General features: G+C 61.0%; 18 protein-coding genes and 2 pseudogenes. 15 read left to right on the plus strand and 5 right to left on the minus strand.

From position 1 onward, the window contains the following. Window positions 1-156 precede the first annotated feature (156 nt). Window positions 157-756 (minus strand): RBBP9/YdeN family alpha/beta hydrolase, encoded by a 600-nt coding sequence (locus ACNA0I_RS17035; protein ID WP_415807192.1) that lies wholly within the window; start codon window positions 754-756, stop codon window positions 157-159. A gap of 330 nt (window positions 757-1,086) precedes the next feature. Here ACNA0I_RS17035 and ACNA0I_RS17040 point away from each other — a divergent pair, with 330 nt between their 5' ends. From ACNA0I_RS17040 to ACNA0I_RS17050, 3 genes are all read left to right on the plus strand, one after another. Beyond that, window positions 1,087-2,214: a branched-chain amino acid ABC transporter substrate-binding protein gene (locus ACNA0I_RS17040; protein WP_415807193.1), complete on the plus strand. Its 1,128-nt coding sequence runs from the start codon at window positions 1,087-1,089 to the stop codon at window positions 2,212-2,214. Between the two features lie 703 nt (window positions 2,215-2,917). Further along, window positions 2,918-10,558, plus strand: a complete 7,641-nt coding sequence (locus ACNA0I_RS17045) for an SDR family NAD(P)-dependent oxidoreductase (protein ID WP_415807194.1) — start codon at window positions 2,918-2,920, stop codon at window positions 10,556-10,558. Between the two features lie 2 nt (window positions 10,559-10,560). Further along, entirely contained in the window at window positions 10,561-11,919 is a 1,359-nt protein-coding gene (locus tag ACNA0I_RS17050; RefSeq protein ID WP_415807195.1) for an aminotransferase class I/II-fold pyridoxal phosphate-dependent enzyme, read from the plus strand. A gap of 27 nt (window positions 11,920-11,946) precedes the next feature. On the opposite strand, the gene ACNA0I_RS17055 is transcribed toward ACNA0I_RS17050, so the two are convergent. Continuing rightward, complete coding sequence (locus tag ACNA0I_RS17055) at window positions 11,947-12,849, minus strand: LysR family transcriptional regulator (RefSeq protein WP_415807196.1); 903 nt, start codon at window positions 12,847-12,849, stop codon at window positions 11,947-11,949. A gap of 133 nt (window positions 12,850-12,982) precedes the next feature. Between ACNA0I_RS17055 and ACNA0I_RS17060 the strand changes: the two genes are divergently transcribed. The 12 genes and pseudogenes from ACNA0I_RS17060 (at window position 12,983) to ACNA0I_RS17115 (ending at window position 22,240) form a co-directional block, all read left to right on the plus strand. Next, window positions 12,983-13,714: a maleate cis-trans isomerase family protein gene (locus ACNA0I_RS17060; protein ID WP_415807197.1), complete on the plus strand. Its 732-nt coding sequence runs from the start codon at window positions 12,983-12,985 to the stop codon at window positions 13,712-13,714. Then, on the plus strand, window positions 13,711-14,526 hold the full coding sequence (locus tag ACNA0I_RS17065; RefSeq protein ID WP_415807198.1) for a putative hydro-lyase: 816 nt from the start codon (window positions 13,711-13,713) through the stop codon (window positions 14,524-14,526). Before ACNA0I_RS17060 ends, ACNA0I_RS17065 begins: the two co-directional genes overlap by 4 nt. An 89-nt stretch (window positions 14,527-14,615) precedes the next feature. Beyond that, on the plus strand, window positions 14,616-15,734 hold the full coding sequence (dctP, locus tag ACNA0I_RS17070) for a TRAP transporter substrate-binding protein DctP (protein ID WP_415807199.1): 1,119 nt from the start codon (window positions 14,616-14,618) through the stop codon (window positions 15,732-15,734). 66 nt (window positions 15,735-15,800) lie between these two features. Then, window positions 15,801-15,951 (plus strand): hypothetical protein (locus ACNA0I_RS17075; protein ID WP_415807332.1); only part of this gene is annotated, 151 nt, incomplete at its 3' end. Window position 15,952: 1 nt separating this feature from the next. Further along, a pseudogene (locus ACNA0I_RS17080) lies at window positions 15,953-16,361 on the plus strand (TRAP transporter small permease subunit); the annotation flags it as partial. Continuing rightward, entirely contained in the window at window positions 16,358-17,632 is a 1,275-nt protein-coding gene (locus tag ACNA0I_RS17085; protein WP_415807200.1) for a TRAP transporter large permease, read from the plus strand. The pseudogene ACNA0I_RS17080 and the gene ACNA0I_RS17085, both read left to right, overlap by 4 nt. 69 nt (window positions 17,633-17,701) lie before the next feature. Then, window positions 17,702-18,370, plus strand: coding sequence for an RraA family protein (locus ACNA0I_RS17090; protein WP_415807201.1), 669 nt, complete (start codon window positions 17,702-17,704; stop codon window positions 18,368-18,370). A 16-nt stretch (window positions 18,371-18,386) separates the two neighbouring features. Beyond that, window positions 18,387-18,674: amidase family protein (locus tag ACNA0I_RS17095; protein ID WP_415807202.1), on the plus strand; the 288-nt coding region annotated here is incomplete at its 3' end. Between the two features lies 1 nt (window position 18,675). Then, window positions 18,676-19,787: pseudogene (locus tag ACNA0I_RS17100) on the plus strand (amidase); the annotation flags it as partial. Next, window positions 19,784-20,461: a 5-oxoprolinase subunit PxpB gene (gene pxpB, locus ACNA0I_RS17105; RefSeq protein WP_415807203.1), complete on the plus strand. Its 678-nt coding sequence runs from the start codon at window positions 19,784-19,786 to the stop codon at window positions 20,459-20,461. The pseudogene ACNA0I_RS17100 and the gene pxpB, both read left to right, overlap by 4 nt. Further along, window positions 20,458-21,471 carry a 5-oxoprolinase subunit C family protein gene (locus ACNA0I_RS17110; protein ID WP_415807205.1) on the plus strand — a complete coding sequence of 338 codons (1,014 nt, stop codon included), beginning with the start codon at window positions 20,458-20,460 and terminating at the stop codon, window positions 21,469-21,471. Before pxpB ends, ACNA0I_RS17110 begins: the two co-directional genes overlap by 4 nt. A 10-nt stretch (window positions 21,472-21,481) precedes the next feature. After that, window positions 21,482-22,240 carry a LamB/YcsF family protein gene (locus ACNA0I_RS17115; protein ID WP_415807206.1) on the plus strand — a complete coding sequence of 253 codons (759 nt, stop codon included), beginning with the start codon at window positions 21,482-21,484 and terminating at the stop codon, window positions 22,238-22,240. A 62-nt stretch (window positions 22,241-22,302) separates the two neighbouring features. Here the strand turns inward: ACNA0I_RS17115 and ACNA0I_RS17120 are convergent, their stop codons facing one another. Genes ACNA0I_RS17120 through ACNA0I_RS17130 form a run of 3 tightly spaced genes read right to left on the minus strand, consistent with a single transcriptional unit; the run spans window position 22,303 to window position 26,275 of the window. Beyond that, the gene (locus tag ACNA0I_RS17120; protein WP_415807207.1) at window positions 22,303-23,910 is read right to left on the minus strand and encodes an MFS transporter; all 1,608 of its coding nucleotides are present in this window, start codon (window positions 23,908-23,910) and stop codon (window positions 22,303-22,305) included. Then, complete coding sequence (locus tag ACNA0I_RS17125) at window positions 23,907-24,350, minus strand: DoxX family protein (RefSeq protein ID WP_415807208.1); 444 nt, start codon at window positions 24,348-24,350, stop codon at window positions 23,907-23,909. Before ACNA0I_RS17125 ends, ACNA0I_RS17120 begins: the two co-directional genes overlap by 4 nt. A gap of 20 nt (window positions 24,351-24,370) precedes the next feature. Further along, window positions 24,371-26,275, minus strand: coding sequence for an amidohydrolase (locus ACNA0I_RS17130; RefSeq protein ID WP_415807333.1), 1,905 nt, complete (start codon window positions 26,273-26,275; stop codon window positions 24,371-24,373). Window positions 26,276-26,412 lie beyond the last annotated feature (137 nt).

A 26,412-nucleotide genomic window follows, 5' to 3' on the forward strand; every position in this document is an offset into this window, starting at 1 on the left:
CGGTCACTGCCCCGCCTCGACGTCCAATAGCACTCGATCCCCCATCCTGCCCACACTGCAACGCTCAGCGCCCCCCTTCAGCAGGCCATCCAAACCAGCCACAACTGAAAACCTGAACTACTAAACACACGGTTATTCAAACCCGACTACCCAATATCAAGGCAACGCCACAGACTCCTGCACGCGCGAGACGCGAGGTAGCGGCGCAGCGACACGCCAGATGGCTCGACGGCGCAGCGCGGTGAGCAGCTTCAAACCGTGAGGCCAATCCCCAAAGCCGCTTTCTGTATTGATATGCCCCGCGCCAGAGAGAACCTCGAAACGGCTTCCCCACGCCGACGCAAACTGTCGCGCTCGGTCCAGTCCGCAGTACGGATCATCATCGCTGGCAACAACGACAGATTGGAATGGCAGCGAATGCAGTGGGACCGGGCCAAACACGCGTATGCAATCCGGCACGCTGTAGCGTTCAACATCAGGCGGCGCCACCAGCAGCGCGCCTGCGACCTTGGCTCGCAATGGAACCGGCAGGCTCACAGACGCCAGGCACCCCAGGCTATGGGCGATCAACAGCACAGGACACGCCGCACGGTCGACATACGCAGCCACCGTCGCATGCCAAACTGCCGGATCGGGATTGTCCCAATCAGGCTGCTGCACGCGCTGTGCATGCGGTAAACAATGCGCCCAGCGCGTTTGCCAATGGCCGGGGCCGGAATCTTTCCAGCCCGGAACGATAATCGGTTGGAATCTCATGGCGGATATGATGCCGCGCAGCCTTATGATGGCAAACGAATAAATTGTCTTTTGTATATATGCGGATTTGCATATAGCGCGGCCTTCACCGTCCCTTCATCGTCTTCTGGGCCCAGCGACTTTTTACCGGTACGGTGGTGGAGCGCGAAGCGAATACCGACGGATCGTTTTCGTTGATACGGGATTTCCCTGCCCTGCGCAAGGCGATTTACGCCCCCGTTCTCCCCTCAAACCAGTGCTTGTTTCAGGTATGCTTGCCCTGCACCGAGCGGGTGCATAGACACGATCTGCCCCGCCCGAATACGAAATACGAAGCCAAGGAGATCCCTTATGAAACAAACATTCCGCCTCAGCCCGGTACTGGCTGCGCTGAGCCTCGCGGCAGGCCTCACGGTGTCTGCGGGCGTACAGGCAGAGAACATCAAAATTGGCGTTGTCGGACCGACCACGGGCCCCGTGACCCAATACGGCGCCATGGTGCGCGAGGGGGTCGATACGGCCGTCGAGATGATCAACGCTGCCGGCGGCGTTGATGGCAAGAAATTGGAAACCGTTGTCATCGACGATGGCTGCGAGCCCAAGCAAGGGCCGGTCGCAGCCAACCGCGTTGTCAACGACGAAATCGGTTTTGTTGTTGGCCACGTCTGCTCGGGCGCCACGATCGCAGCGGCCGACGTCTACAACAATGAGGGTGTGGTGATGGTGACGCCCTCGGCCACGGCCCCTGCCCTGACCGACGGTAAAAACTACGAGTTTATTTTCCGCACAATCGGCCGCGACGACCAACAAGGCCCCGCCGCAGCGAAATTCATTCTGAATACGCTCAAACCCAAAACCGTCGCGGTTTTGCACGACAAGCAATCCTACGGCCAGGGTATCGCCACCGCCGTTAAAAACGATCTGGAAAAAGCCGGCACAAAAGTCGCGGTTTTCGAGGGTATTAACGCGGGCGACAGCGACTATTCCGCCGTCATCACCAAACTGAAATCCAATAATGTGGATTTCGTCTATTACGGTGGTTACCACCCCGAAATGGGCCTGCTACTGCGTCAGGCCGCCGAACAAGGCGTCAAAGCCAAATTCATGGGCCCCGAGGGTGTAGGCAATCCCGACATCAACGCTATCGCCGGCCCCGCTGCCGAAGGCATGTTGCTGACCCTGCCCGCCGATTTCACGCAAAATCCGGCCAACGCCGACGTCGTCAAGGCATTCGAGAGCAAAAAGCGCAATGCCAGCGGAGCATTCCAATTGACTGCCTACGCCGCCACTCAGGTCATCGCCGACGCCATCAAAGGCGCGGGCAGCACGGACCCGACCAAGGTCGCGCAGTACCTGCACGCCAATACCTTTCAGACCCCTATCGGCAAAACGTCATGGAACAAACAAGGCGATCTGAATGAATTCGAATTCCAGGTCTTTACCTGGCACAAGGACGGCAGCAAGACGGCCTATAAGTAATGTCGCCTGATCGCTCTTAGGTAACTCAAGCGTTCATTAGTATCAAAACCCGGATATCCGGGTCACATAAACGGGGCTCCAGGAGCCCCGTTTTGCTTTATCTCCGTACAATTTCCCCAGTCTTGACAATTATTTTCAAAATTTCGTATAGAAACCACATCACGAAACAAAAAATGTCCAACCGACCGTGAACTATAATTAGCTGCCGTTTTCGTTACATAATTTTCATTTATTTAATAACAAATGCAGCAATTACCGGCTAGATAACAAAGCAGATTTCGCCTATTTCCCAAGAAATAGCGATTTTCGTGCACGCATTGCCCACGACAAGGGGGCCAATTGTATCCATACTTTTCCACATATCGCCTTACGATCTTGCAGACACAATATAAACAGTAAAATTTGCGAACTCGAACTCTACGGATACTCCCTTCATAATGGCCGAGCCTCTTTTTTATGGCATAGGTATCAGTGTTTCAGCGGTTTGCCCCGCCTTGAGAAGCAGCGGGCACGCCGCCATCCACGTCGTCGCAAATAGTCTGGCTTTACCCGTCGGATAATCGGCGCGGCTTGGGCGATTACTGGCAGGCGCAGCCAGTATGCCCGGTGCCTGGTGGGCTGGTGTATCAGTTGTGCGGTTACTGGCTGCCAGCAAAACAAGATCAAAAGGCTCTCAAGAGCTGTTGTTGAAGGAATTTCATTCATGGCAAAACGTGTTGCCGTCGTAGGGCTCTCGTTCCGGTTTCCGCAAACGGATACCGAGCGATATTGGAATGACCTGATGGCCGGACGCGATCTGGTCACCCAAGTTGACGCCAGCCGTTGGCAACAAGACGCCTATCTGCATCCGGCCAAGGACCACCCCGGCACCGCTTATACCTTCTCGGCCGGCTCCTTGGGCGACATCTCGGGTTTTGACGCGCACTTTTTTGGCATTTCGCCGCGCGAAGCTTCTCTGATGGACCCGCAGCAACGCATGCTGCTGGAATTGTGCTGGGAAGCCATCGAAAGCGCTGGCATACCGCCCTCGCGCATGCGCGGCAGCGACTGCGGAGTCTATATCGGCATCGCCAGCGCCGATTATTCATATCGCCTTTCCGACGACATGGGGGCCGTCGACGCGTCGATGGCCACAGGCAACACGTCCAGTATCGCGGCCAACCGCCTGTCGTACCTGTTCGATCTGCACGGCCCGAGCATGGCCGTGGACACCGCATGCTCGTCGGCGCTGGTTGCCGTACACCAGGCCTGCCGCGCCATCATGACCGGCGAAACCACGCAAGCCATCGCAGGCGGCATCAGCTTGCACTTGCACCCCTATGGTTTCATCACGTTTTCCAAGGCCTCGATGTTGTCGCCCGAAGGGCGCTGCAAGGTTTTCGACGCGTCGGGTGACGGCTACGTCCGATCCGAAGGCGGCGGCCTGTTTTTGCTGAAAGACTACGACCAAGCTGTCGCCGACCGCAATCACATCCTGGCCGTCATCGCGGGCAGTGCCGTCAACACCGACGGCCGCAAATCCGGCCTGACCGTGCCCAATGCCAATGCGCAGATTTCGCTGATGCAGCAGGTGTACGAACGCGCCGGCATCGACATCACCGACATTGATTATCTGGAGGCTCACGGCACCGGCACCGCCGTCGGCGATCCTATCGAGACGCGCGCCATCGGCGCAGCGCTGGGACAACCTCGCGGCACGGGCAAGCCCCTGACCATCGGCTCGGTCAAAAGCAACCTGGGCCACCTCGAGGCTGCCTCCGGTGTCGCCGGCCTGGTCAAGGCCATCTACAGCCTGCAGCACCGCGTCGTACCCGCCACCATCGGCATCCAGACGCTGAACCCCGCCATCGAGTTCGACAACTGGAATATCTCCGTTGCCACCGAGAACTATGCCCTGCCCGCCAGCGGCACGCTGACCATCGGCGTCAACTCGTTCGGCTTTGGCGGCGCAAACGCGCACGTCATTCTGCAAAGCGCTCCCGAAGCCGACAACGATCCGGCCGACAAGCTGGCCAACACCGCCGCGGTACCCGTGATCGTGTCCGGCAAAACACCCGAGGCGCTGAAGGCCGCTGCCCGCGACTTGGCAGGTGTCCTGCAAAGCCAGCCTGGACGCGCGCTATACGACGTCGCCTATCACGCCGCCATGCGCCGCGAATGGCACGCCGAACGCGCTGTCGTCTATGGCACCGACAGTGAACAAGTCGCACAAGCCCTGGTGCAGTTCGCCGACGGCGACGCCCCTCGCTACAGCGTGGCATCGGGCAGCGCCGTGCCCGACGCACAAGGCGCAGTATTCGTCTATTCGGGAAACGGCTCACAGTGGGACGGCATGGGCCGGCAACTGCTGGCCGATCCGGTTTTTGCCGAAGCCGTCCACGAAATCGATACGTTGTTTGCGCCCCTGGCCGGTTATCGTCTGGGCGACGAACTCGCGCGCACCGACAGTGCCAACCAATACGCACGTACCGAAGTCGCGCAGCCCGCCTTGTTCGCGATCCAGGTAGGCATCACCCGCATGCTGGCGCAGCGCGGCATCTTGCCGACCGGCGTCATCGGCCATAGCGTCGGCGAAGTCGCCGCCGCCTGGGCATGCGGCGCGTTGACCCTGGCCGACGCGGTTCAGGTCATATTCCATCGCAGCCGCCTGCAGGGTCGCACCAAAGGCCATGGCTGCATGACTGCTGTCGGGATAGACGGCGGCTCCGCCCTCGCCTTGTTGACCGAACTGCAGCTCACCAACGCCGTGTGCGTCGCGGGCTATAACAGCATGCGCGGCGCCACCCTGGCAGGCGACCCAGCCGCTCTAGGCACCGTCGAAGCCGTGCTGGCCGAACGCCAGGTGTTCTACAAACGCCTGGATCTCGACTATGCCTTTCACAGCGCTGCCATGGATCCTATCCAGGCAGAGTTGCAGCAAGTCCTGGCCGGCCTCGCGCCGAGCGCGGGCCACACTCCATTCTATTCATCCGTAGACGGCAAGCTGCTGGACGGCAAAAACCTCAATGCAGACTACTGGTGGCGCAACGTCCGTGAACCGGTACGTTTTCACCAGGCCATTGACGCTCTCATCGCACGGGGCGACAACGTCTACATTGAAGTCGGCCCGCACCCGGTACTGCGTTCGTATGTCAATGACGGTCTGAATAGCGCCGAACGCAAAGGCCGCGTCTTGCTGACCGCCAGCCGTGGCAACGACGATCCTGCCCGCATTCATGACACCGCTGGCCAAGCCATCCTGAGCGGCGCGCAAACTGACTGGCAAGACCTGTTCCCCTGGGAAGGCCGCCACATCATCATGCCGGCCTACCCATGGCAGCGCGAGCGCTATTGGCACCCGACCAGCGCCGACTCGCTGGGTCAACTGCAGCGGGCCAAGGTCCATCCCCTGCTGGGATATCCGCTCAGCCAGCACGAAGGCATCTGGGAAAACCAGCTCGATACCAAGCTGTACGCCTGGCTGGCCGATCACATCGTCGGCGACGCCACCGTATTCCCGGGCAGCGGATTTGCCGAGATCGCCTTGGCCGCCGCGCAGCAATGGCAGCCTGCACCCTGGCTGGAAATCGAAGAGCTCGAAATCCGCGCCCCGCTGCTGTTGGCCGCCTCGCCGTCCAAACGCACCCGCGTGACGGTCGATACCTCTGACGGCAGCTTGCGTATCCAGGCCAAAGACGTAGGCAGCGCCGAGCCCTGGACTCTGCACGCTTCGGCCCGTATTCTGCGCGAGGCCAGCGACGCCTTGATCAGGGGCGTGCCCGTGCGCGCTCTCGAGCGCCCCTACGACTTCACCACCGATAGCCATGCCCTGCTGACTCGTGCGGTGGGCCTGGATTACGGCGATGCTTTCCGTGCCGTACGTCATGGCTGGAAAGAATCCGACGACACCGTGCTGGCCGTCCTGCAGCCAGCCACCGTGCTGCAAGATCAGCTGCCGCAAAGCCTGTTGCACCCGGCACTGCTGGACTGCACATTCCAGTTGATCATCCAACTGCTGCGTGACGACCCCGCCATGGGTCAGGGCGTCGCCTTCGTGCCCGCCAAAATCGGACGCTTGGCCGTGCGCTCGGAAACGGACGTACCGCATTTCGTGCGCGCACGCCTGTTGCGCCGTGCGCCGCATTCGCTGACAGCCGAATTCGACATCTACAACGCCGCCGGCGAACAAATCGCCGCCGTGCGCGAAGCCCGCTTCAAGAGCATCCGTCTATCCAAAACGGCCGGCGACACGCTGGACTTCGTAGACGACGCTGGCGTGCCTCGCCCGCACGCGCTGGATCCGCGCAGCCGCATCAGTGAGCTGGATACCGGTGCCGCCGCCGACGCCTGGACCACCCTGGCCGCCAGCGCCGCGCAGGACCAGACCCATACGCGCTACGCCCACGAAATCGAGCCCTTGCTGGACAGCCTGTGTGATCATTTCTTTGTCCGGGCGCTGACCACGCTGGCGCCCAACGGCCACCATCTATACAACGACGCTGTCGAGCGCTGCCGCCAGACTTCGCCCGACACCGCCGCCTTGCTGGACCACCTGTTGGCGCGGGCCACCGACACCGGCCTGCTGGAACGCTCGCCCTCGGGCTGGGGCATCCCCGCAGCGGAAGACAATGCTCCCGACGTCATCGACATCTGGAACAGCCTGTTGCGCGAGTACCCCGACTATGCACACATCGTGCACGCCGTCGGCCGCGTTGGCCTGCATCTGGGCCAATTGCTGCAGGGCCAGGTCACATTGGACGCAGTCTGCCCGGCTGATGCATCGCCCAGCGCATTGACGCACCAGATCCTGGGCACCGAAGCTCGCGAACGCATCGGCGCCACCCTGCAAACCTTGCTGGCCCAGGCGCAAAGTCAATTGCGTGCCGGCACCCGGTTGAACGTACTGGAAATCAGCGCCTACACGCCGGCCTTTGCCGTGCACTGCTGCACCACGCTGGATTTCGACCTGGCCGACTACCGCTACGTCTCCACCCAGCAAGCCGCCATCGAACAAGCCCAACGCCTGCTGGACGCCTACCCCGATGCCTCGTGCGGCCTGATCGACGACGCCTCGCAACCCGGCGAATCCGATTACTACGACCTGGTCGTCCTGCATGCGGACAGCGCCAACGCTGACGACACCCTGCGCACGTTGGAATATGCTCGCACGCATCTGAAATCCGGTGGCACCTTGCTGCTGCTCGGCCATCATCCCGTCGCCTGGCTGGACTTCGTCGCTGGTGCGCAAGCCACTTGGTGGACGCCGGCCGACGCCGATGGGCTGCGCGCCTCATGCCAGTATCCCGCCCGCCTGTGGCAGGACATGCTGACACAGCAGGGCTATACGTGCAGTCCGGTGCTGGAGTTCGTCCCCGAGTCTTTGTCAGGCCCCTATCTGTTGAATGCTGTCGCGACCGCGGCATCTGCCGGCACCCGGCCGGCGGCCCCGGCTGTGCAGGCGAGCACGCGGCCCGAGCAGCCTGGCTGGTTGCTGCTGACCGGATCCCAAGACGCGGACACCGCGCTGGCCCAGGCCATCACCACGGCCCTGACCGCAGCCGGTCATCGCACCGTGATCCAGCGCAACATCGACTCCGCCAATCTGGATGCGCTGCTGGCTCAAGCCACCAGCCAATTGGGCGCCATTCACGGCATCATCCACCTGGACGGTCTGGTCGCGAACGCCGCCAGCCAAACCGCCCAACTGCAGACACAAGTCCGCCGTTGCGCCCTGGCCGCGTCCCTCGCCCAGGCGCTCGAACGCAGCAACAGCAAAGCCACCCTCTGGCTCATCACCGTAGGCGCCGCGCAGCATCTGGCCACGTCCGATGCCTTGTCCACCGGGCTGAACGATACCCCGCTGTGGGGCTACGGACGCACGATGATGAACGAGGCCGCCAACTACGGCGTGCGCTTGCTGGACCTGCCCTGCGCCGAACCCACCGACATCCTGATCGAGGCCCTGGCGCGCGAGCTGTGCCACCCTGACACCGAACAGGAAGCCGCTCTCACGGCCAATGGCGAGCGCTACGCACCTCGACTGCATGCCTTGCCCCGTCCGTCCAGCGCCACCGAGCCTGACCACACGGCAGACCAGATCAGCCTGGGCTTTGAATTCCCCGGCCAGTTGCGCAACCTGCGTTGGCAAGCCGGCCCGGCGGCCGAGCTGGCCGACGACCAGCTGGAAATCGACGTCCACGCCACCGGCCTGAATTTCCGCGACGTGATGTACGCCTTGGGCCTGTTGTCGGACGAAGCCATCGAAAACGGCTTTGCCGGCCCCACGCTAGGCCTGGAATTCGCAGGTACCGTGCGACGCGTCGGCCCTCAGGCCGAAGGCGGCTACCAGCCCGGTGACGCAGTCGTGGGCTTTGGCCCGGCCAGCTTCTCCAACCGTGTCTTTACCAAAGCCAGCGCCATCTCCCACATCCCCGAAGGCATCTCCTTCGAGGCTGCGGCGACGATCCCCAGCACCTTCTTCACCGTCTACTACGCGCTGCACCACCTGGCCCAGCTCGAAGAAGGCGAAAAGGTCCTGATCCATGGCGCGGCAGGCGGCGTCGGCATCGCCGCCATCCAGTTCGCACAAGCCCGTGGCGCAGAGATCTACGCCACCGCCGGCTCTGAGGAAAAGCGCGACTTCCTGCGCCTGATGGGCGTGCAGCACATCTACGATTCGCGTTCATTGGCCTATGCCGATGACATTCTGGCCGACACCCAAGGCCAAGGTGTAGACGTGGTCCTGAATTCGCTGGCCGGCGAAGCCGTCAACCGCAACCTGCGTGTGCTGAAGCCCTTCGGCCGGTTCCTCGAACTGGGCAAACGCGACTTCTACGAAAACACGCGCATCGGCCTGCGCCCGTTCCGCAACAACATCAGCTATTTTGGCATCGATGCCGACCAACTGATGCACGAGCGCCCTGCCCTGACCCGCCGCCTGTTCGGCGAAATGATGGCGCTCTTTGCCCAGGGCGTGCTGCATCCCTTGCCCTATCAGGAATTCGACGCCAACGACATCGTTGACGCCTTCCGCTACATGCAGCAGGCGCGCCAGATCGGCAAAATCGTCATCACTTATCGCAACGGCATCCGTCACACGCATAACGCCGCTACGACGGCCGAGGCCGCCGCACTGACACTGCCCGAGCAGGCCACCTATCTGATCACCGGCGGTCTTAGCGGCTTCGGCCTGCGTACCGCGCAATGGCTCGCCGACAAAGGCGCCCGCCATCTGGCGCTGGTCAGCCGCAGCGGCCCTGCCTCCGAGACGGCACAAGAGGCCATCGCCGCGCTGCAGGCCCGCGGCGTCACTGTGCATGCCGCGCCCTGCGACGTCACCGACGCACAGGCCGTCAACGACCTGGTCGCGCATATCCAAACCACCATGCCGCCGTTAAAAGGCATTGTGCATGCCGCCATGGTCATCGACGACGGCCTGATCCGCAACGCCACTGCCGAACAGATCCAGCGTGTGCTCGCCCCCAAAGTCCTGGGCGGCCAACACCTGGACACCGCCACGCAGGACCTGACGCTGGACTTCTTTGTCATGTTCTCGTCTGGCACCACGCTGTTCGGCAACCCCGGCCAAGCCAACTACGTCGCCGCCAACATGTGGCTCGAAGGGCTGGCCCGCCAACGCCGCGCGCAAGGCCGCCCGGCCACCTGCGTACGCTGGGGCGCGATCGACGACGTCGGCTACCTGGCGCGCAACAAGAAAATCAAGGACGCCCTGCAAAGCCGTATGGGCGGCGCAGCGCTGGCCTCTGACACAGCCCTGCATGCTCTCGAAGACATGCTGCTGGCCAATGCCAGCGGCCTGGGCGTGCTGGAACTGGATTGGCGCGCCCTGCGCCGTTTCCTGCCCAGCGCCAACACGCCTAAATTCAGCGTCCTGGCCCGTCGCAGCAGCGACAGCGGCGACGACGACGGCGATGCCCGCGACATCTCGCACCTGTTGGCGACCATGGACGACGCGGCCCTGCATCCCGTATTCGTCGAGATGCTCAAGACCGAAGTCAGCGAAATCCTGCGCGTATCTGCCGACAAGATCAATCCCGACGTCTCGGTCTATGACATGGGTCTCGATTCCCTGATGGGCGTCGAGCTGGTCGTCGCCCTGGAAAACCGGTTTGGCATCCGCCTGCCCGTCATGGCGCTCAACGAGAGCCCCACCTTGTCCAAGCTGGCCGATCGCTTGATCCAACTGCTGCGCGGCGACGGCGACCATGCCGAACAGGACACGGTCCTGGCCCAAGTCGAGCAAGTCGTCTCGCAACACACCGACGAAGTTCCGGCCGACGCCCTGGCCAAATTCGCCGATGAACTAAAATCAGGGAACATCAACAGCAAACGCATGATCCACTGACCGTGACCCTCACCAAAAAAGGCCTGCCCGGCCTGTCAGCCAGCATCAAAGACAAGCTGATCCAGCAAGCCCTGGAACGCAAGCTGCGCCAAGCCGGGCAAGAGCCGCCTGCGCGGACGCTATTCCAGTCGTCCGCGCGCAAAAATGCCATCCCCGAAGAGTTCTATCGATTCGATCTGCATCCGGGATACCGTCAGCTGCAAATCATGAACGAAGGCGCCGCCCGAATGGGCGTACGCAGCCCGTTTTTCAAGCTGCACGAAGGCACGGCCGGGGCCGACACCCAGATCGGCGGCAAGTCCTACATCAACTACGCCAGCTACAACTATCTGGGCATGTCCGGCGACCCGGTCGTCCAGGCCGCGGCACGCCAGGCGATGGAACGCTACGGCACTTCTGTGTCCGCCAGCCGGCTGGTCTCGGGCGAGCGCCCCATCCATCGCGACCTCGAGCGCGCCCTCGCCGATATCTACGAGGTCGATGAGGCCATCGCATTCGTCAGCGGCCACGCGACCAACGTATCCACCATCGGTTACCTGTTTGGCCCGCGCGACCTGATTCTGCACGACGAATTCATCCACAACAGCATCCTGCAGGGTGCACAGCTATCCGGTGCCCGCCGCCTGTCCTTTCCCCACAATGACTGGGCAGCCCTGGACGACATTCTGACCGAGCAGCGCCACCAATTCGAACGCGTCCTCATCGTGCTCGAAGGCATCTACAGCATGGATGGCGACTACCCCGACCTGCCCCGCTTTGTCGAGATTAAACGCCGCCACAAAGCCTTTTTGATGGTGGACGAGGCGCATTCGCTGGGCGTCATGGGCAAACGCGGCTATGGCATCCGCGAGCATTTTGGCCTGGCTGGTAAAGACGTAGACATCTGGATGGGCACGCTTAGCAAAACGCTGGCGGGCTGCGGGGGATACATTGCCGGCGAACATGCCCTCATCGAGCATTTGAAATTCCTGGCACCGGGCTTTCTATACAGCGTAGGCATGCCCCCCAGTGTCGCCGCCGCCTCGCTGGCCGCCTTGCGCCGCATGCAGGACCTGCCGGAACGCGTTGCCACGATGCAGGCGCGTGGCCGTTATTTCCTGAAAACCGCGCAAGCCGCCGGCATCGACACCGGCAGCAGTACGGGTTATGCGGTCGTCCCTGCAATCACCGCCAGTTCGTTAAAGGCAGCGCGTCTGTCGGCATCATTGTTCGAACAAGGCATCAACGTACAGCCCATCTTGTACCCGGCCGTACCGGAAAAATCGGCGCGATTGCGGTTCTTTATTTCGTGCCTGCATACCGAAGCGCAACTCACGCGCACGGTTGCGGCGTTGAGTGCGTTGTTGCAGAACGGGCATTAACGCTGACCGCCACGGGCTGGCGGCAAGTCAGCCGCAGCCCTGAATCAGTTGCGAATCCAACAACGCCTCACACGCCATGTCTGCGATGCTCTCCGATATACGTATGTCGCCGATGAGCGGGAACGACGCATAGATAGCCAGCGGCGGCACCGGCCGGTCAACCGTCAGGATATCGATGCTGTCATCGGCCAACTCGCGTTCCAGAATAGCGCGCGGCAAAATAGCCACTGCCGTGCCAGACACGACCAGGCGCACCATCACCGCCAATGAATTGCACGAATTAACCCGCGGAGGCGAAACGCGTGCGCCAGCGAACCACGACATATTCAGTGCATGCAACGCAGACGGCGCCGGCACCGTCAGCACAGGCATGCGTGCAATATCAGCCGCTGTCAGGGGCGCGGTCTGTCTGACCTTTCCCTTTGCACCGACCCAGCACATTTCAGAATCGCCCAGCAACACATCGCGAATATGCGGATGAGCGCCAGGGTCGGTGGAAATAGCGAAATCCAATCCTCCCGCACACAATCTGCCGCGCAAAATAGATCCGACATCTACGCTCAATTCCACTTGCAGCGAGGGATAGCGCTCGCTGAGGCCGGCAAGAAACGCTCCCAAACCAGACAGCGCAGCGGACTCATTCGTGCCCAATCGCAGCAGACCGCGCATAGGCACCACGTCCTCGGTCAGCACGTCGTCGGCGAGCTTTAGCAGCTCAGTGGCCTTGTTCAGAAACGACGCGCCTTTCGGCGTCAGCGCCGCGCCCTTTGCGTCGCGCTCGAAAAGCCGGTAGCCCACCACGCCTTCGAGTTCCTGGATGCGTGTAGACACCGTCGGCTGCGTCAAATGCAGATGCCGGGAAGCCGCATGGAAACTCTTTAGCCGGGCAACCCAGTAAAAAGTCTCTATCTGGGTTAGGGATATCACCATGATAGAAATTGACCGCAGCCCCGTTAGGAATTTTGATTACCCTCACCCCTGACATGCCATATAGGATGGGAGTGGCAGTGACATAAAAGTGTACCAAAGCGGTCACAACACAGATCCGGGGAAAAGGAACGGCATGATTCCAAAGCGTATCGGTATTCTCATTCCATCGACCAACACATCCGTCGAAGCCGATTTTCAGCGGCTGCTATCTGACGCGGTGACCGTGCACAGCGAACGTTTGTACATTCCTGACGGCACGATGACTGAGGAATCGCTGGACCTGATGAATCGGGATCTGCACGAAAAAGCAGCGCTGCTGGCCACCGCAAAGATAGACGTCATCGCCTACGCCTGCACCTCGGGCAGCTTTTATCGCGGCGCAGATTGGGACGAACAGGTCAAGAACGCCATTGAGCAGCGCACCGGCATTCCATGCGTGACTACCAGTACTGCGGTATCACAAGCGTTCCGGTCCTTGAACGTGCGCACCATCTCCGTCATGACGCCCTATCCCGACTGGACGAACCGAAAACTCGCCGAGTACTACACGGCACAAGGCATGGACGTCAAAGATGTGCACGGTGATGTTCGGGCCGCTGCAAACGGCCATCGGGCCATCAACGATCAGTCCCCTGCGGAAATCGCGCAGTTCGCGCTCGAGCATTTCGACGGCAGCGCACAGGCGCTGTTCTGCTCGTGTACCGCGTGGCGATCACTGGAGTGCGTACAGACGCTGGAGTCCTCGTTGAACGTGCCCGTGGTGACGTCAAACCAGGCCACGATATGGGCGTCTTTACACGCCATCGACAGTCTCGAACACGCAACGCCGACAGGCCGTTTATTCTCGGAGCGCCCGACCCCATGACATCCACCGACACGCAACATCAACTACCACCGTGGGCCGCAACACCCGCAGGAGTTCGCGCGCAAGCGCGCCAAGGATCATTCAACGGCAACACCAGCGGCATGGCGCCGGGCTATGGCCAGGGCAACCTGGTGATCCTGCCCAAAAGCTGGGCCGAGGATTTCTATGGGTATTGCCAGGCCAATCCCACGCCCTGCCCCTTGATCGGGATGACTCGACCCGGTGATCCCGCAGTACCCATGCTAGGCACTGACATCGACCTCAGAACCGATCTGCCGCGCTACCGCGTCTGGCGCGATGGACTGCTCGTAGATGAAGTCGATGACGTGTCCTCCTTGTGGCAAGACGATTTTGTAGGCTTTGTGCTGGGATGCTCCTTGTCGTTCGAATACGCCCTCGAACAAGCAGGCCTGCGCGTCAGGCATGTGGACGAAGGAAAAATCGTCCCGATGTATCACAGCTCGATCCAGACCAAACGCATCGGCGCTTTCCAAGGACCGATGGTGGTTTCGATGCGGCCCTATACGCCTGAACAGGCCCGCATCGCTTACGAAGTCTGTGCTCGCCTGCCCGGTGCGCACGGCGCGCCCGTCCATATGGGCAATCCCGCCGAGATCGGCATCGCCGATGTCAATCGTCCCGACGAAGGCGAACCCACTGACATCCTGCCAGGCGAAGTCCCCATTTTCTGGGGATGCGGCGTCACACCGCAAGCTGCAGCGCTGCTCGCCAAACCCCCGATCCTGATTACTCACGCTCCAGGGCACATGCTGATCGGCGATGTCCCGGTCGAACAACTGCGTTTGATCTAGATTGCACAAGAGCCACTGCGGCTCCTGCTGTTATTCACTTGGTTCCGCCGCGTCGCCTCGCGCACGCGTCTACACAACAGAGGACTACCATGAAGCAGATCCATAAACAATTCCTTTCTGCCGCAGCGGTGATCGTCACCGCATTGGCGGCAACGACGGTGCGTGCGCAAACCGATACCAAAGCCGAGTTGCTGTCTCTCGCACAGGAAATGAAGCCCTTTTCCATGCGCGTGCTGGGGCCACCGGTGGGTACAGCGGAATGGGTATTCGTCGTCAAGCCCTTCTGGAGCGAAACCGTTAAAGAACTGGGCGCCGGCAAGGTCACTGCAACCCTGAACAGTGTCACCGACATCAACGCTCAACCATCGGACGCCCTGCAACTCGTTTCTCAGGGCACATTCGACATGGCCAACATGGTCGCCAACTATGGTTCCGGCGATGTCCCGACCCTGGACGGATTCGACCTCGCTGGTGTAGCCACGTCGGTAGATACCATCAAAAAAGTGCTGGCCGCCTACGAACCCGCGGCCGAAACTGCCTTGCAAAAGCGCTACCGCGTCAATCTGCTGGGCGCCGGTATGTCGGGCGCACAAACCTTTTTTTGCAGGGGCGACATCAAAACCGTCGATGACCTGAAAGGTAAGAAAGTACGCGTCAGCTCGAGTACGCTGTCCGAGTTGGTACAAGGCCTGGGCGCCGCCCCCGTCACCATGGCGTTCGGCGAACTGGTCCCGGCCCTGCAGCGCGGCGTCATCGATTGCGTGATTACCGGCACCATGTCCGGCAATACCGCAAAGCTCTACGAAGTCTCCGACACCATGTTCACGCTGATCGCAGGCTGGGCGCCCACCATTCAGGTCATCAACACCAAGAGCCTGGCCAGACTGGACGAGACCCAACGCGCATGGCTGACCAAAGCGATAGATTATTACTACCGCAACATCAGCGACACCATTCAAACCAAGAACGTCCAAGAAGGCATCTGGTGCAACACTGCCGACAAACGCTGCACCATGATCGGACAAGCTGGCGTCACGCCGGGCAAGATGAAATTGGTCGAGCCCAGCAAAGAAGACCTGGCCAAAGTGCGCGAAGTCGTTCAGCAGAAAGTGCTGCCCCAGTATGGCAAGGCGTGCGGCAAAGACTGCGCCACAGCGTGGAACAACACGGTCGGCAAAACCGTCGACATGACGATTCCAGTTCAATAATCCAACCTACACCCTGCCCGCCTGTCCCTGAGGTACGCGGGACAGATGGGCAGCACGGGAGAGAACATGTCTTATCTCGCCAGTGCCCGAATTCTGTTCGAGCGCCTGTCTCGCATTGCAGCCCTGACCGGACTCTACGTCCTGTTCGCCACGACACTGTTGGTCAGCACCGACGTCGTGGTCCGCAAAATATTCGGCATCGCATTCGTCGGCGCCGNCGAACTCGGCGGCTATGCGCTCGCCCTGGCTACGAGTTGGGCCCTCTCGTACGCCTTTTTCCAAGGCAGCCACATACGAGTGAATGTTCTGCACATGACGCTGCCGCCACGCGCCAAAGCCTGGCTTGACGTGCTGGCCGTCCTGGCGACGGTCGGCCTGATCGGCGTCCTGGCATGGCAGGTATGGATTCTCGCTTTCGACTCATGGACATTTGATGCGGTATCAAACACACCGTTGCGCGTGCCCATGTGGATACCTCAGTTCATTTTCCTGGCTGGCGTCTTGCTCTTTCTGATCTCTGCGGTACTGGTACTGCTGGAGAGCCTTGGCCTTGCCCTGCAAGGCAAGTACGAGGAAACGATCACGCTCATAGAAGAAAGCGAGCAGTCCGGGGAGTACACGGTATGACGATCGGCATCGCCTTCATCCTGGGCGCATTCATTCTTTTCTTTGCCGGCCTGCCCATTTTTTCAGTCATCGGCCTGGGCGCTCTCGCGGTGGGACTGATCTCTCCAGCCCCCATCGTAGATTCGCTCGGAATGACAGCCTGGGCCCAGTCGCAAAACTACGTGCTGATCTCGGTCCCCTTATTCATCATGCTCGGTGAGATCTTCGTACGTAGCGGCATTGCCGGCGAAATGTACGATGCCGTCGCACCGTGGCTGAACAAGATGCCGGGACGATTGATGCAAACCAATGTCGCCACCAGCGCCATCTTTGCCGCCACATCGGGATCCAGCCTCGCCACCGCTGCCACCATCGGTTCGATCGCCATTCCTCAAATCAAACTGCACAGCTATAACGAACGGCTGTTTCTGGGCAGCATTGCCGCAGGCGGCACGCTGGGGATTCTGATTCCGCCGTCCATCAATCTGATCGTCTACGGCAGCATCACCAATACATCCATCCCCGAGCTCTATCTGGCCGGCATTGTGCCAGGCTTGATTCTGACCGCCCTGTTCATGTTGGTGACGACCATTCTGTGCATCCTGCGACCGGAATGGAGCGGCAAACCTATCGAGACCGACTGGAGCATGCGCATTGCCACGTTGCCCAAGCTGCTGCCGCCCTTAGGGCTGTTCCTGGTGGTGGTGGGCTCCATTTATGCAGGCATTGCCACGCCAACCGAGGCCGCTGCGCTCGGTGTCATTGCGACCGTCGTGCTGGCACTCGTCAGACGCCGAATGTCTTTCAGCATTCTGAACTCGGCGCTATTTGCCACGGCAAAGACCAATGCCATTCTGATGATCATCATCATCTTTGCCGCGTTGCTGAACTTTGCTCTGGGCATGATTGGCTTTTCGCGCCTGCTCGAGAGCTTTGTGCTCGACCTGAATCTCAGCACCTACGCGCTGGTCCTGCTGGTCGTGCTCATCTACCTGATCCTGGGCTGCTTTCTGGAGGGGTTGTCGCTGACGGTCCTGACCGTACCCGTGCTCGCGCCCATCATGGCCAAACTGGGGTTTGATCCTGTCTGGTTCGGCATCATGGTCATCCTCGCCACCGAGGCCGGTCTCATCACACCGCCCGTCGGCATGAATTGCTACGTGGTGCAAGCCACACGCGGACGTGGCTCGCTCATGGACGTATTCATCGGCGTGTCCCCCTACTTGCTCGCACTGCTGACCTTGGTAGGGATCCTCATCGTCTGGCCTGAAGTCGCTCTCTGGTATCGATAGACCATCGTTTTATCAACGCTCAGCCGAACCGAACATCGGCTCCCACACCTGAATCTGGAGACAGTTCTCATGTACCTGTTGAAATCGCTTCCCGAACCCATCGCTCCCGAACGCATTGAACTGCTCAGCCGGGCAGAGCCCGCCACGATCGGCCATTTTCTGCACACGGGTTTCATGGATAGCGGTATCCGCGCGATGCTGCCGCCCAAACGTATCGCGGGCACTGCCGTGACCGTGCGCTACCCCGGCCCCGATGGCGCGATGGCGCATTACGCCGTGGGCCAGGCCCGTCCGGGCGATATCCTGGTCATTGACCGTTGCGGCGACCAGCGTCACGCCAGCCTCGGCGGCGCATTGGCCTATGCCGCGCGTGCAGCCGGGGTCGTAGGCATCATCGTGGACGGCGTCGTCACCGATATCGAAGAACTGCGACGCTATGGCTTGCCAGTCTGGTCACGGGGACTCACCACGATTACCGTAAAAACATTGGGCATAGGCGGGGAATTCTGCATCCCCGTGTCCTGCGGCGGCGTAGCGGTATCCCCTGGAGATGCCATACTGGCGGACGAAAACGGCGTCCTCGTCCTACGGCCCGAGCTCATCGAATTTGCCGCCAACAAAGCCGTGGGCCTGCAAACCGGGGAAAAACAAACCTTGCAACGCGTAGACGCCGGCGAGAAATACCCTGATATTCTCGGTACTTCGGCAATCATCGCACAACACTTGGCGCAGCATTGAACAGGGAACCCGTGCCATGTCATTATCCAACCCATTCGCGACAGTCACTGAACTCTCTGCCCAGCTCGAGGCAGGCACGCTATCATCCGCAACCCTGGTAGAGCACTATCTGCAACGCATTGCAGACCAGGACGACCGCCTGCACGCGTTTGTAGGCACCTATGCGCAAGAAGCCCGTCAGCACGCACAAAGCGCTGACCTCGCTCGCCAAGCTGGCAGCTCACTCGGTCCATTGCATGGCATTCCCATCGCCCTCAAAGACCTGATCGAGATCGAAGGACGTATCACCATGGGCGGCTGCGCCNCCCACCAGAACCGCCGCAGCATCGTCACGGCAGCCCTGGTGCAACGCCTGCGACAACAAGGAATGATCATCCTGGGTAAAACGCATACCGTCGAGTTCGCCACCGGCGGATGGGGTACCAACACTCGTCTAGGGACGCCTCTGAACCCGTGGGATCTGGACGTCCCGCGCACACCCGGCGGCTCGAGTAGCGGCTCGGGTGTGGCCGTCGCGGCGGGCCTTGCGCCCTGGGCCATCGGCACCGATACGGGCGGATCAGTGCGCTTGCCCGCCTCGTGGTGCAACCTGACCGCCCTGAAAGTCTGCACGGGGCGAATCAGTACCGAGGGCGTACTGCCGCTGAGCACCACACTGGACACCCCAGGCCCCATGACTCGTACAGTGAGCGATGCGCGCCTGCTCTACCACGCGTTACGCGAGCACGACGATTGCAGCCGCACCAATACCACACACCATGCACAACGTATCGTGCAGGCACGCCCGCGCAACGACCTGAAAGGACTGCGCCTGGCCCGTCTGCCAGACAACGAGCGCGCCGTTGCCACGGCAGAGGTCCTGGCCGCCTATGACGCCTCTCTCGAGGTGCTGCGTGCAGCCGGTGCCGACATCGTGGACATCACGCTACCCTATGGCTTTGCCGAAGTTGCCGAGTTCAACAGCCTGATCATGAATGCCGAGGGCTATAGTTTCTACGCCGAGCTCCTTGACAATCCGTCTCAGCCGCTGGACGAAGACGTACGCCCCCGTCTGCTAAAAGGCCGCACCGTGCGCGCGGCAGATTATCTGAACGCACTACGGCGCCGGCAAGCCATGCAGCGCGAGCTCGAACCCATTTTCGAACAGGTCGATGCCCTGCTGACACCCACCACCGCCACCGCACCATTACCGCTGACGGAAGTCGACCAGAACTCCACCCCCGCCTATTACACGCGGTTTGCCAACTTCTTCAATTTAGCGGCCCTGGCAGTGCCGAACGGTGCCACACAACACGGTCTGCCCCTGTCACTGCAGATCATCGGCCGCCCTTACAGCGAAGAAAGCATCCTCGACATCGGCGAAATCTATCAATCGCGTACACAGTGGCATCTGCGCACGCCAACGCTGCCCCAATGACTCATCCTGCCGTCAAACCGATCTGCTCCAGGCAAGGCGAATACGCCATCCTCTGCGACCTCGGCATTCCCACCGCATCTACCGCAGACCTCACCGTGCAGCAGAAAGTCTGGGGCATGTCCGCCTGCCTGTCGGCTCGCGAAGATGTGCTCGAAGTCGTGCCTGGCATGAACAATCTGCTGGTGATCTTCCGCAGCATCCAGCATGACTTCGATGCCTGCCAGGCATTGATTCACAACGCCTGGGAGACCGCCCCGGCCAGCGCATCACAAGGCAGCCAGATTGCCGTTCCAGTCGTGTACGGCGGGCCGGATGGAGAAGACCTCGAGCTCGTCGCGCGTCACGCTGGATTGTCGCCGCGAGACTATATCGATCTGCATGCGCGGGCCACCTATGTTGTCTATGCGCTGGGCAGCCAACCGGGATTCGCTTATCTGGGCGGACTGGACCCACGCCTGGCCGTGCCGCGGCGCGATGTTCCCAGGCCCCGTGTTGAGGCCGGATCCGTCATCGTAGGCGGCAACCAGGCCGCCATCCTGTCCCGCACCACGCCATCGGGTTGGCACATCATCGGCAAGACCGCGCTCAACTGCTTTGACCACACTCAGGAACGCCCCGCCCTGCTCACGCCCGGCGATACCGTGCGCTTCGACATCCAGGAAGTCCTGCCATGATTGAAATCAATCAGGCGGGCTTTTATACCTCGGTACAAGACCTGGGCCGCAAATCCTGGCGTCATCTGGGCGTCGGCCTCAGCGGCGCCATGGATCCTGTGGCCTTGTCTGTCGCCAACCTCATGCTGGGTAATGCCATTGACACAGCGGGCCTGGAGATCACCATGGGCCATGCATGCGTGACCTTCCACACCGACACTGAAATCGCGCTATCAGGCGCCACCGTCGATGCCTCCCTCGATGGTCGTCCATTACCCAACTGGTGGGCACTGAGCGTACGAGCTGGCCAGCAATTGAGACTGGGCACCGTCAACGCCGGCGTACGCAGCTATCTGGCCGTTCGCGGCGGGCTCGCAGTGCCCTCGGTACTGGGATCCGCCTCCACGGATTTGAAAGGCGGATTCGGCGGGATGCAAGGCCGTGCCCTCAAGAACGGCGACACGCTGGACCTGTGCCCCATGCCTGCCCTGAGGCATCGCAATACCGGTTTTGGCTTGCCCGTCATGCAACACGCACCCTATGCGCATCAAGGAGACCGGCCGGATCAGGCCGCCATCCCGGATGGCGAGGCTATCGTTCCCCTGGTGCATATTCTGCCTGCCGCGCAATGGCCTGACCTGACCGCAGCTGCACAGCAGCAATTAGTGAATACCACCTGGCAAGTCTCCCCCCAAAGCAACCGCGTCGGTTGCCGGCTGGAAGGCCCCACCCTGCAAATGCAGAGACGGCACGAGATGCGATCCCATGGCATCATGCCTGGCGTCGTGCAACTGCCCCCCGCAGGCCTGCCCATCGTCCAACTCTGCGATGGCAACACCAGCGGTGGCTATCCCGTTATCGCCACCGTGATCGAGGCCGACTTGCATATGTTCGCCCAACTGCGTCCGGGCACGCCCGTGCGCTTCGCGTTGTGCGATATCGCCTATGCTGCCGCGATCGCCACACGCCATCAGAAATTCCTGGACGACATTGCGCTGCGTTGCGAACTGACGCGCCGACGCTTTCACTAAGGAGTCCGACATGAAAACCATCGATATCAATTCCGACCTGGGCGAAGGCTACGGCGACTATGCCAAAGCCGACGACGCCGCCATCCTGGGTCTCATTACATCGGCCAACGTGGCTTGCGGCTTTCATGCCGGCGACTTCATGACGATGCATCAGACTGCAGTGCTGGCAAACAAGAACGGCGTCAGTATCGGCGCTCATGTCGGCTATCCCGACATCCAGGGCTTTGGACGCCGCCATATCGCCTATACCGCCAAGGAGCTGGAGCTGATGACGATATATCAGCTCGGCGCATTGAGCGCCATCGCCGAGCACGCAGGATCCCGGCTCACCCATGCGAATTTTCATGGCGCACTGGGCAATTTGTCCTTCGTCGACGAGGACGTTGCCTTTGCCACATTGAGCGCGGTGAAGGCCTTTGACTCGACGCTGAAGTTCGTCGCCCTGCCCCACACGGCCGCCTATCGCGTAGCGCAGAAACTGGACCTGGAGATCGTCGCGTCATTCCTGGCCGACCGTGCCTACACGCCCGAGGGCGTACTGGTCAGCCGCAAAACACCCGGCGCCGTCATTCACGATCCTGCCCTGATCCGCGAACGTGTACAACGCATACTGCAAGAAGGCAAAGTCCGCGCCATCGACGGAACGGATCTCGACATGCCGGTGGACTCCATCCTGGTGCACAGCGACACACCGGATTCCATCGAAATCGCCCGTACCATCCGCCAGGCCGCGCAAGATATCGGCTATCGGATCGCGGCGTTTGCCTGACTACAAGCGTCACCAAAGGCTCGCCGCATGGCCAAATCTGCTGTCACGCCCGCCGCCCCAGCCTACGCCCGTCCTTGATGCGGACGATTGAACGCCAGGAAATGGCGCACGACAGGCGGCTGTTCTCCTTGGTGGAAACGCAGGACCTCCCCTTGCACATCGGCGTCCGCCTTGGACACCCGCCTATGCTGGCGCAAATGCTCGGCCCACGACTCGACCTGGAACCATTCGAGCATCAGTTCGGGATTGGCAGAGTCTTCTGCCACGCCCCACGCATAGGCGCCATCGCGGCGGCGTTCTGCGGATAACCGCGCCAGCGCTTTGAGAAAATCCGCACGATCCGCAGGTGCAATGCGGTACTCGATCTGGATCAGCACCGGCCCGCGATCATGTTCGATGGGTGCCGCGGTCAGCGGTTCGGGCCAATGATTCGACGGCACCAAGTCGGCCTCACCGGCAGGCAGCTTGATACGGTGCGCGATCAGGCCAACCAACACGAGTCCTGCCGCGCCGGCCAACAGCGCCACCGGCACCGAGGTCCATTGCGCGACCGCGCCCCAGCTCAGGCTACCCACGGTCATCGCCCCATTGAACACGGTCAGATACACCGCCAACGACCGTCCACGCACCCAATTCGGCAAGATCGCCTGCGCAACACCATTGAGCGTCGTCAACGCGGTGATCCAAGCCATCCCCAGCACCAGCAACGCAGCCACGGCGGCCCATTGTGGCGGGGCGAACGACAGGAACGTCATGATCGCCGCAGTAACCAACGCCGCCGCCAGCAGCAATCCATCCGCATCCAGGCGCGCACGCAAGCTCGGCATGACCACTGCACCGCCAATCGCACCCAAACCGACCGAGCCGAGCAAAATGCCATAAAAACCGGCGCCGCCGCCCAACAACTGACGTGCGACCAAAGGCAACAAAGCCCAGATCGAGCTGGCGAGCGCGAAAAACAAAAACGCCCGCACCAACACCACATGCAACTCGCGGCTGGCGCGAACGTAGCGCAGTCCGGCACGAAAAGCGCCGACGAAACGCTCGGACAACTCATCGTCCGCCGCCTGCGGCCGCGGCCACCACAACAGCGCGGCAACCACAAACACATAGCTGATCACATCCACGCCATACGTGAAGGCCGCCCCAAAGCTAGCCAGAATCAAACCGCCCAGTGCGGGGCCGACCGCACGCGCGATATTGATGCCCAGCGAATTGAGCGCCACCGCACTCTTGAGATCTTTCTTTTGAACCAACTCAGGAACGATGGCCTGCCAGGTCGGCCCCATCAGCGCCGCACCGATACCACCCAGAAACGTCAAGGCCACCAGCGACGCCACCGATTGCAGTCCCGCAGCCGACAGCAGCATCAGCGTCACACTGACGCCAGCCAACAGGAACTGGATGCCAACCAGAAACTTGCGTCGATCCAGGACGTCGGCCAACACGCCCGCAGGAATCGCCAGCAAAAACACAGGCAACGTAGCCGCAGCCTGCACCATTGCCACCGCGGTGGGCGATGAAGACAAATCAGTCATCAGCCACGCGCTGGCGACGTCGCGCACGAAACTGCCGGTGTTGCCAATGACCGTTGCCACCCACAACACCGCAAACAGCGTCTGCCGTAGCGGCGCAAAGCTGCCTGACGGGGGTTCGTCCGTACGCGTCATGCCCGCCGCTCCCTCAAATCCAGCCAGGCCACCAGCAAAAAGCCGCCGACCAAGCCCAGATGTTCAAAAAACGAATTAGCGGCCATGAAACGCGCCTGCCCTGCCGGCAACTCCCAAAACCGCAGGGCCATACCGGTCGCCAGCAAGGTAAACCCTGCCAGAGCGAGCGCGCCCAGCCACCGTAGCCGGCCGGTGAGAATCATCATGGAAGCCCCCAATTCAAGCACAATCACCGCCCCCGCGAACAGCGGAGCCGGCGATAGGCCAAAATGGTTCATCTCAGCAACAGCACCGGAAAAATCGGTGAGCTTCACGAACCCGCCTTGCAGATAGGCCGAACACAAGGCCAGATAAGCAAGAAAACGCGCGGCGCGGCTGGCAAACACCGGCCGCACAGCGGCACTCAGACCGTGACCCGTCACAGAATAAGGCCTAGGCATGGACGCTCTCATATCGAGTATCAGACGGCCCAGCACGAGCAACCCAGTGCGCCGAAAAAGCCCTTCAAATCCGACACGGGCGCTTTCGATGCCCAGGCGTTCGCATGGTTATGCCCATGCATCCCGCATGCACTGGCGCAACCGCAACCGGCCACTGCCTGATAACGCCGGTACGACGAAGACGACAGCGAATTTTTGCCTGCACCCTCCGGATCCCCCCAGGCCGCATAGCCGCCAAACAAGCGCGTGGGCGACCAGTCGGGCATCGCCGGGGGCAGCGGATTATCGTCGTGTTGGGCAAACTCGCCCTCGCCGTAGACCACTTTTCCGCCCACGACGGTCAGGTGTGACGTCAAAAACGAAATGTCATCCTCAGGCACGCTGAAAAAATCCTTGCTCGGCACAATAAAGTCCGCCAACTGACCGACCGAAATACGGCCCCGCTTGCCTTCCTCATTCGAAAACCAGGCGACATTCTCCGTCCACATGCGCAATGCCGTCTCACGATCCAGCAAATTGCGTTGGGGATACATCTGCGTACCGCCCAAGGTCTTGCCCGTGATCATCCACGACAGTGACACCCAGGGGTTGTACGAGGCGACGCGCGTAGCGTCCGTACCAGCCGACACCTTGACGCCCTTCTCCAGAATGCGCTTGACTGGCGGCGAGGCCTCGGCCGCCTTTGCACCATAGCGTTCGATGAAATACTCGCCCTGGTAAGCCATGCGATGCTGCACGGCAATACCGCCACCTAGTGCGGCAATACGGTCGATGGACTTGTCGGAAATCGTCTCGGCATGATCGAAAAACCAATTGATACCCTCTAGCGGCGTATCCCGGTTGACCTTTTCAAACACGTCCAGCGCGCGCGAAATCGTTTCGTCATAAGTCGCGTGCAACCGCCATGGCCATTTGTTCTGCACCAAGACGCGTACGACGTCTTCGAGCTCGCTTTCCATCTGCGGCGGCATATCCGGACGCTCGACGCGAAAATCCTCGAAATCCGCGGCCGAATACACCAGCATTTCCCCCGCCCCATTGTGACGGAAATAGTCATCGCCCTGCTTATACGTGACCGACTTGGTCCAGTTCAGAAAATCTTCCTTTTCCTGCTTGGGCTTTTGCGTAAACAGGTTATAGGCCAGCCGCACCGTGATCTGGTTGGCATCGGCCAGTTGCTGGATGACTTCGTAGTCCTCTGGATAGTTCTGGAAACCGCCACCCGCATCGATCACTCCCGTGACACCCAGGCGATTCAACTCGCGCATGAAATGGCGCGTCGAATTGATCTGATAGTCCAGCGGCAGCTTCGGGCCTTTGGCCAGGGTCGAATAGAGAATCGTGGCATTGGGTTTTGCCAGCAGCAAGCCCGTGGGGTTCCCATTGGCATCGCGCACGATCTGCCCGCCCAACGGATCCGGCGTGTCCTTGGTGTACCCCACCGCCCGCAACGCCGCCCCGTTGAGCAGTGCACGGTCATACAGATGCAACAAAAAGACCGGCGTATCAGGCGCAATCGCGTTGATCTCGTCGATCGTCGGCAGCCGTTTCTCGACGAACTGCTGCTCGGTAAACCCGCCCACCACACGCACCCATTGCGGTGCGGGCGTGATGGCGACCTGGCGCTTCAGCATTTCCAGCGCGTCGGCCAGCGAGCGCACGCCATCCCAACGCAGCTCCATGTTGTAGTTCAACCCACCACGCACGACATGCGTGTGGTTGTCGAACAGCCCGGGCAGCACATGGCGGCGTTTCAAGTCGATCAGGCGGGTATTCGGTCCCGCCAGCCGCGTGACCTCTTCGTTGGTGCCCACCGCGACAAAACGGCCGGACTTGATCGCGATGGCGTTGACCACCGGCTTGGCACGATCCAGCGTCGTGATCTGGCCATTATGGAAAATAACGTCAGGACTGGCATCGGACACGGTTGAAGCTCCTTTCCGGAGTGCCTCGGCCGCCGCATTGCGGCCCCATGCGCCATTGAACGCTGCCGTAGCAGCCAGCGTCGTGGCCGCGCCGAGGATTTTTCGACGAGTTGACATTGTCATGCTTTTCTCCTGAT

Source organism: Bordetella muralis (assembly GCF_965139205.1).
In the GTDB taxonomy this organism is placed as follows: domain Bacteria; phylum Pseudomonadota; class Gammaproteobacteria; order Burkholderiales; family Burkholderiaceae_B; genus Bordetella_A; species Bordetella_A muralis.

What these genes read in the sequence shown, in the direction of transcription:
- ACNA0I_RS17035 (WP_415807192.1), bottom strand. Translation starts at nt 756, where the DNA reads ATGAGATTCCAACCGATTATCGTTCCGGGCTGGAAAGATTCCGGCCCC.
- ACNA0I_RS17040 (WP_415807193.1), top strand. Translation starts at nt 1,087, where the DNA reads ATGAAACAAACATTCCGCCTCAGCCCGGTACTGGCTGCGCTGAGCCTC.
- ACNA0I_RS17045 (WP_415807194.1), top strand. Translation starts at nt 2,918, where the DNA reads ATGGCAAAACGTGTTGCCGTCGTAGGGCTCTCGTTCCGGTTTCCGCAA.
- ACNA0I_RS17055 (WP_415807196.1), bottom strand. Translation starts at nt 12,849, where the DNA reads ATGGTGATATCCCTAACCCAGATAGAGACTTTTTACTGGGTTGCCCGG.
- ACNA0I_RS17060 (WP_415807197.1), top strand. Translation starts at nt 12,983, where the DNA reads ATGATTCCAAAGCGTATCGGTATTCTCATTCCATCGACCAACACATCC.
- ACNA0I_RS17065 (WP_415807198.1), top strand. Translation starts at nt 13,711, where the DNA reads ATGACATCCACCGACACGCAACATCAACTACCACCGTGGGCCGCAACA.
- dctP (WP_415807199.1), top strand. Translation starts at nt 14,616, where the DNA reads ATGAAGCAGATCCATAAACAATTCCTTTCTGCCGCAGCGGTGATCGTC.
- ACNA0I_RS17085 (WP_415807200.1), top strand. Translation starts at nt 16,358, where the DNA reads ATGACGATCGGCATCGCCTTCATCCTGGGCGCATTCATTCTTTTCTTT.
- ACNA0I_RS17090 (WP_415807201.1), top strand. Translation starts at nt 17,702, where the DNA reads ATGTACCTGTTGAAATCGCTTCCCGAACCCATCGCTCCCGAACGCATT.
- pxpB (WP_415807203.1), top strand. Translation starts at nt 19,784, where the DNA reads ATGACTCATCCTGCCGTCAAACCGATCTGCTCCAGGCAAGGCGAATAC.
- ACNA0I_RS17110 (WP_415807205.1), top strand. Translation starts at nt 20,458, where the DNA reads ATGATTGAAATCAATCAGGCGGGCTTTTATACCTCGGTACAAGACCTG.
- ACNA0I_RS17115 (WP_415807206.1), top strand. Translation starts at nt 21,482, where the DNA reads ATGAAAACCATCGATATCAATTCCGACCTGGGCGAAGGCTACGGCGAC.
- ACNA0I_RS17120 (WP_415807207.1), bottom strand. Translation starts at nt 23,910, where the DNA reads ATGACGCGTACGGACGAACCCCCGTCAGGCAGCTTTGCGCCGCTACGG.
- ACNA0I_RS17125 (WP_415807208.1), bottom strand. Translation starts at nt 24,350, where the DNA reads ATGCCTAGGCCTTATTCTGTGACGGGTCACGGTCTGAGTGCCGCTGTG.